Here is a 6,586-nt window from a genome sequence, read left to right on the forward strand (position 1 = left end):
CGAACGAGTGAAAATGACGTCAGGGGCGCCCGTCATTCCGTAACAAATACGGGTGAATCCGCTGTCGATCCGGGGCGGTCCGTACCTCTACTGGCGGGTACGGACCGCCTGCCCGTGTATGGGTCATCTCGATGTCACCCAGGGGGCCTCAGAGAGGTAGGGTCGGGGGTGGTCGGGGACATCCCAAACAGAGCTCGCCGGCACCGCATAGCCGGCGTACCAACGAGGAGATCGGTTCGTGACGATCCGCGTAGGCATCAACGGCTTCGGCCGCATCGGTCGTAACTACTTCCGCGCGCTGCTGGAGCAGGGAGCGGACATCGAGGTTGTGGCTGTCAACGACCTGGGTGACACCGCGACCACCGCCCACCTGCTGAAGTACGACACGATCCTGGGCCGCCTCAAGCAGGAGGTCTCCCACACCGCCGACACGATCACGGTCGACGGCCACACCATCAAGGTGCTCTCCGAGCGCAACCCGGCCGACATCCCCTGGGGCGAGCTGGGTGTCGACATCGTCATCGAGTCCACCGGCATCTTCACCAAGCGCGAGGACGCCGCCAAGCACCTCGCCGGCGGCGCCAAGAAGGTCCTCATCTCGGCTCCGGCCAAGGACGAGGACATCACCATCGTCATGGGCGTCAACCAGGACAAGTACGACCCGGCGCAGCACAACGTCATCTCCAACGCCTCCTGCACCACCAACTGTGTGGCGCCGATGGCCAAGGTCCTCGACGAGAACTTCGGCATCGTCAAGGGCCTGATGACGACGGTGCACGCGTACACGAACGACCAGCGCATCCTGGACTTCCCGCACAAGGACCTGCGCCGCGCCCGGGCCGCCGCCGAGAACATCATCCCGACCACCACGGGTGCCGCCAAGGCCACCGCGCTGGTCCTGCCGCACCTCAAGGGCAAGCTGGACGGCATGGCCATGCGCGTCCCGGTCCCGACCGGCTCGGTCACCGACCTGGTCGTGGAGCTGAGCCGCGAGGTCACCAAGGAAGAGGTCAACGCCGCCTTCCAGAAGGCCGCCGAGGGCGAGCTGAAGGGCCTCCTCGACTACACCGAGGACCCGATCGTCTCCTCCGACATCGTCAACGCCCCGGCGTCCTGCACCTTCGACTCCTCCCTGACCATGGTCCAGGAGGGCAAGAACGTGAAGGTCATCGGTTGGTACGACAACGAGTGGGGCTACTCCAACCGCCTCGTGGACCTCACGGTCTTCGTCGGCAACCAGCTCTGATCGCAAACAGCAGGACCACGAAGTGAGAGCAGGGCTCGGGCAGCGCACCGTCGCGCTGTCCGGGCCCTGTCCCACGTACTGACCACGCCCTTTTACGATCAGGTGCACACGAGCTCTCCTCAGGAGTCCACCCCATGAAGACGATCGACGAACTTCTCGCCGACGGCGTGAGCGGCAAGCGGGTCTTCGTCCGCGCCGACCTCAACGTTCCGCTGGCCGACGGCACCATCACCGACGACGGCCGCATCCGTGCCGTCCTGCCCACCGTGAAGGCCCTCGCGGACGCGGGCGCCAAGGTGATCGTCGCCTCGCACCTGGGCCGCCCCAAGGGCGCCCCGGACCCCGCTTTCTCGCTGCTGCCCGCGGCCGAGCGCCTCGGTGAACTGCTCGGCGCCCCGGTCGCCTTCGCCGAGGACACCGTCGGCCCCGCCGCCCACGACGCCGTCGACGGCCTCCAGCCGGGCCAGGTCGCGGTCATCGAGAACCTGCGCTTCAACCCCGGCGAGACCGCCAAGGACGACACCGAGCGAGGGGAGTTCGCCGACCGGCTCGCCGCCCTCGCCGACGTCTACGTGGGCGACGGCTTCGGCGCCGTCCACCGCAAGCACGCCTCCGTCTTCGACCTCCCGGCCCGGCTGCCGCACTACGCCGGCCACCTCATCGCCACCGAGGTCGGCGTGCTGAAGCAGCTCACCGAGGACGTCAAGCGGCCGTACGCGGTCGTCCTCGGCGGCGCCAAGGTGTCCGACAAGCTGGGCGTCATCGACCACCTGCTGGAGAAGGCCGACCGCATCCTCGTCGGCGGCGGCATGGCCTACACCTTCCTCAAGGCCCAGGGCCACGAGGTCGGCATCTCCCTGCTCCAGGAGGACCAGATCCCGGCGGTCAAGGAGTACATGCAGCGCGCCGAGGAGCGCGGGGTGGAGTTCGTCCTGCCCGTCGACGTCCTCGTCTCGCCCGAGTTCCCGGACCTGAAGACCAAGGCCCCGGCCAACCCCACCACGGTCGCCGCGACCGCCATCCCGGCCGACCAGGAGGGCCTGGACATCGGCCCGGAGACCCGCAAGCTGTACGCTTCCAAGCTCGCCGACGCCGCGACCGTCTTCTGGAACGGTCCCATGGGCGTCTTCGAGCACCCCGACTACGCCGAGGGCACCAAGGCGGTCGCCCAGGCCCTCGTCGACTCCGACGGCTTCACCGTCGTCGGCGGCGGTGACTCCGCCGCGGCCGTGCGTACGCTCGGCTTCGACGAGAAGGCATTCGGCCACATCTCGACCGGTGGCGGCGCCTCCCTCGAATACCTCGAGGGCAAGACGCTCCCCGGACTCGCCGCACTGGAGGACTGACCTCGATGAGCACGCGCACGCCGCTGATGGCGGGCAACTGGAAGATGAACCTCAACCACCTCGAGGCCATCGCGCACGTCCAGAAGCTCGCCTTCGCCCTGGCCGACAAGGACTACGAGGCCGTAGAGGTCGCCGTCCTGCCGCCCTTCACCGACCTGCGCTCCGTGCAGACCCTGGTCGACGGCGACAAGCTCAAGATCAAGTACGGGGCCCAGGACATCTCCCAGCACGACTCCGGCGCCTACACCGGCGAGATCTCCGGCCCGATGCTGGCCAAGCTCAAGTGCACCTACGTGGCGATCGGCCACTCCGAGCGCCGGCAGTACCACCACGAGACCGACGAGGTCGTCAACGCCAAGGTCAAGGCCGCCTACAAGCACGGCCTCACCCCGATCCTGTGCGTCGGCGAGGAACTGGACGTCCGCGAGGCGGGCAACCACGTCGCCCACACCCTCGCCCAGGTCGAGGGCGGTCTGAAGGACCTTTCGGCCGAGCAGGCCGAGACCGTCGTGATCGCCTACGAGCCCGTGTGGGCCATCGGCACCGGCAAGGTCTGCGGCGCCGAGGACGCGCAGGAGGTCTGCGCCGCGATCCGCGCCAAGATCGCCGAGCTGTACTCCCAGGACGTGGCCGACAAGGTCCGCATCCAGTACGGCGGCTCGGTGAAGTCGGGCAACTGCGCCGAGATCATGGCCCAGCCCGACATCGACGGCGCCCTGGTCGGCGGTGCCTCGCTGGACGCCGACGAGTTCGTCAAGATCGTGCGTTTCCGTGATCAGTGACGCCGGACCGTGAGTAGGCGGTAGCGGCGATACGTCGTACTCTTGCGGGGGCGCAGCCGAGACGCTGTGCCCCCGTCGTCCATCCGAATCCGAGGAAGTTGGTCCAGCCGTGGTTTTGGGGTTCTCGATCGCCCTGATCGTCTTCAGCCTGCTGCTGATGCTGCTGGTGCTGATGCACAAGGGGAAGGGCGGCGGTCTGTCCGACATGTTCGGCGGCGGCATGCAGTCCTCCGTCGGCGGTTCCTCGGTCGCCGAGCGCAACCTCGACCGGATCACCATCGTGGTCGGCCTGCTGTGGTTCGCGAGCATCATCGTCCTCGGCATGGTGATGAAGTCGAACAGCTGACGCGCGATCGGCGCGAACCGGCCGTACATCCGGACCGCGCCGCGGATTTCCCCCGCAAAGCCCCATGTTGGGTACGCGCCTGTGAGCGCGGCCTATCATGGGGCTTGCGTCTTGGTGTGGGGGCGGGTAACTCCAATCACTGGACGCGCGTTGGGCCTTACGTAGACTGAGGCGCTCGCGGCGAAGCGAAACGCCGACTCGCTTCGCGGCACCATCACGCAGGGAGTTACGACCGTGGCAAGTGGCAACGCGATCCGAGGAAGCCGGGTCGGGGCGGGGCCGATGGGCGAGGCCGAGCGCGGCGAGTCCGCGCCGCGTCTGCGCATCTCCTTCTGGTGCTCCAACGGGCACGAGACGCAGCCCAGCTTCGCCAGCGACGCGCAGGTTCCCGAGACCTGGGACTGCCCCCGCTGCGGCTTTCCGGCCGGCCAGGACCGGGACAACCCGCCGGCCCCGCCGCGCACCGAGCCCTACAAGACGCATCTCGCGTACGTCCGCGAGCGGCGCAGCGACGCGGACGGCGAGGCGATCCTCGCCGAGGCGCTCGCCAAACTGCGGGGCGAGATCTAGGACTTCTCACCGGCCGGGTGCCCACGGGCGCCCGGCCGGAGCCGTCTCGCCCACGCGACGCCGACCGATTGTCAGTGGTGCCCTCTACGGTTGTGCATCGGCGCATCGTGAGGGGGAAGCGTGGCTGGGGTCGAGCCGGACAGCGGGGGGACACCCGCCTGGCGCGGGGGATTCGGGCGGTTGTGGACGGCCGCCGTGGTGTCCACGTTCGGTGACGCGTTGCGCACGTCCGCGTTGCCGTTGCTCGCCGTGCGCCTCACCGACGAGCCCCTCGTCATAGCCTCCGTCACCGTCTGCGGTTACCTGCCCTGGCTGCTGTTCGGGCTGTTCGGCGGCGCCGTGGCGGACCGGGTCGACCAGCGGCGGGCGATGTGGCTCGTGGACACCGCACGGGGCGCGCTCGTGGCCGGTTTCGCGCTCGCCGTGGGCCTCGGGCACGCCTCCGTCCCGCTGCTGATCGCCCTCGCCTTCTCGCTCACCGCGCTCCAGACGCTTTTCGACAACGCGGCCACGGCCCTCCTGCCCTCCCTGGTGGAGCGCGGGGCACTGGGCAGCGCCAACGCCCGGCTGATGACCGGTCAGCAACTCGCGGGCGGGCTGCTGGCGGCCCCGTTCGTGCCGCTGCTGCTGGCGGCCGGCGCGTTCACGCCGTTCGTGGCGGACGCCGGCACCTGTCTGGTGGCCGCCGCCCTCGTGGCGTCCCTGCGGATACGGCCGCCGGAGCGGGAGCCGCGCGCGGCCGGCAGCACGCTGCGCTCGGAGATCGGGGCGGGCCTGCGCGCCCTGGCCCGGGACCGGGTGCTGCGCGCGGTGTGCCTGGCGACCCTGCTGTGCAACATCGGCATGGGCGCCCTGATCGCCACGCTGGCGCTGCACGTCACCCGCTGGCTGGACGCGGGCGACACCGGCTATGTCGCCGCCATGACGGCGTACTCGGCCGGCAGCCTGGCCGGCGGCTTCGTCGCCCAGCGGATCGCCCGCCGTACGGGGCGGGTCCGGGCCCTGCTGTTCGGCTGCGCGATCCAGACGGGCTCGCTGCTGCTCATCGGCTCGGTACGGCACGTGGCCGCGCTGGTCGCCGGAATGATCCTGCTCGGGGCGATGAACATGGTGTGGAACGTCAACCAGGTCACGCTGATGCAGCAACGCAGCCCCGACGCGATGGTGGGCCGCATCGCCGCCGCCTTCCGCACCGCCTCCGTCTCCGGTGCCCCGCTCGGCGCGTTCCTCGGCGGCGCCGTGGCCGGGCTCTACGGCCTCAACGGACCCGCCCTGCTCGCGGCCGTCCTGTTCGCGTCGGCCGTCGCCGCGCTGATACCGGCGCGCAAGCAGGACATACGTGTGGTGACGCCGGAGGACGACTCGCACCGGGCGCTGATCAATTAGGTTGGAACCGGCAGCGGTCAAGGTCGCAGGAAAGAAGGCTGAAGTCGGACATGAACGCAGACGGCCGTACCAGGCTCCACCAGACGCCCGAGTGGACCGCCCTCGCCAAGCACCGTGAGGAGCTGGCGGACACCCGGCTCAGGGAGCTGTTCGCCGCCGACCCGGAACGCGGCACCGGGTACACGCTCCAGGTCGGCGATCTGTACATCGACTACTCGAAGCACCTGGTCACCGACGACACGCTGCGGCTGCTGCGCGAGCTGGCCGCGGCGACCGACGTCTTCGGCCTGCGGGACGCCATGTTCCGCGGCGAGAAGATCAACGTCACCGAGGACCGGGCGGTGCTGCACACCGCGCTGCGCGCCCCCCGGGACGCCGTGATCGAGGTCGACGGCGAGAACGTCGTGCCCAAGGTGCACGCGGTGCTGGACAGGATGGCCCGCTTCGCCGACCGCGTCCGCTCCGGCGAGTGGACCGGGTACACCGGCAAGCGCATCAGGAACGTGGTCAACATCGGCATCGGCGGCTCCGACCTCGGCCCCGCCATGGCCTACGAGGTGCTGCGCAGCTTCACCGACCGCGACCTCACGGTCCGCTTCGTCTCCAATGTGGACGGCGCCGACCTGCACGAGGCCACCCGGGACCTGGACCCGGCCCAGACCCTGTTCATCATCGCCTCCAAGACCTTCACCACCATCGAGACCATCACCAACGCCACCTCCGCGCGCCAGTGGCTGCTGGCCGCGCTGGGCGACGAGAAGGCCGTGGCGAAGCACTTCGTGGCGCTGTCCACGAACGCCGGGAAGGTCGCCGAGTTCGGCATCGACACGGACAACATGTTCGAGTTCTGGGACTGGGTCGGCGGCCGGTACTCCTACGACTCGGCGATCGGCCTGTCCCTGATGATCGC

6 protein-coding genes and 1 pseudogene are annotated in these 6,586 nt (G+C 69.4%); all 7 read left to right on the top strand.

The window, feature by feature from the left end; all coding sequences use genetic code 11:
• Positions 1 to 238 precede the first annotated feature (238 nt).
• Positions 239 to 1,246 (top strand): type I glyceraldehyde-3-phosphate dehydrogenase, encoded by a 1,008-nt coding sequence (gene gap, locus AB0E62_RS11885; protein ID WP_181794813.1) that lies wholly within the window; start codon positions 239 to 241, stop codon positions 1,244 to 1,246.
• 134 nt (positions 1,247 to 1,380) lie between these two features.
• Positions 1,381 to 2,592: a phosphoglycerate kinase gene (locus AB0E62_RS11890; RefSeq protein WP_362191300.1), complete on the top strand. Its 1,212-nt coding sequence runs from the start codon at positions 1,381 to 1,383 to the stop codon at positions 2,590 to 2,592.
• A 5-nt stretch (positions 2,593 to 2,597) separates the two neighbouring features.
• Complete coding sequence (gene tpiA / locus AB0E62_RS11895) at positions 2,598 to 3,374, top strand: triose-phosphate isomerase (protein ID WP_362191302.1); 777 nt, start codon at positions 2,598 to 2,600, stop codon at positions 3,372 to 3,374.
• Positions 3,375 to 3,483: 109 nt separating this feature from the next.
• Positions 3,484 to 3,720 carry a preprotein translocase subunit SecG gene (secG, locus tag AB0E62_RS11900; RefSeq protein ID WP_362191304.1) on the top strand — a complete coding sequence of 79 codons (237 nt, stop codon included), beginning with the start codon at positions 3,484 to 3,486 and terminating at the stop codon, positions 3,718 to 3,720.
• A gap of 234 nt (positions 3,721 to 3,954) precedes the next feature.
• Entirely contained in the window at positions 3,955 to 4,290 is a 336-nt protein-coding gene (locus AB0E62_RS11905; protein WP_078637775.1) for an RNA polymerase-binding protein RbpA, read from the top strand.
• Between the two features lie 120 nt (positions 4,291 to 4,410).
• Complete coding sequence (locus tag AB0E62_RS11910; RefSeq protein WP_362191307.1) at positions 4,411 to 5,676, top strand: MFS transporter; 1,266 nt, start codon at positions 4,411 to 4,413, stop codon at positions 5,674 to 5,676.
• A gap of 50 nt (positions 5,677 to 5,726) precedes the next feature.
• A pseudogene (locus AB0E62_RS11915) lies at positions 5,727 to 6,586 on the top strand (glucose-6-phosphate isomerase); the annotation flags it as partial.

Origin of the sequence: Streptomyces sp. NPDC038707 (assembly GCF_040636485.1) — a bacterium.
Classification (GTDB): Bacteria; Actinomycetota; Actinomycetes; order Streptomycetales; family Streptomycetaceae; genus Streptomyces.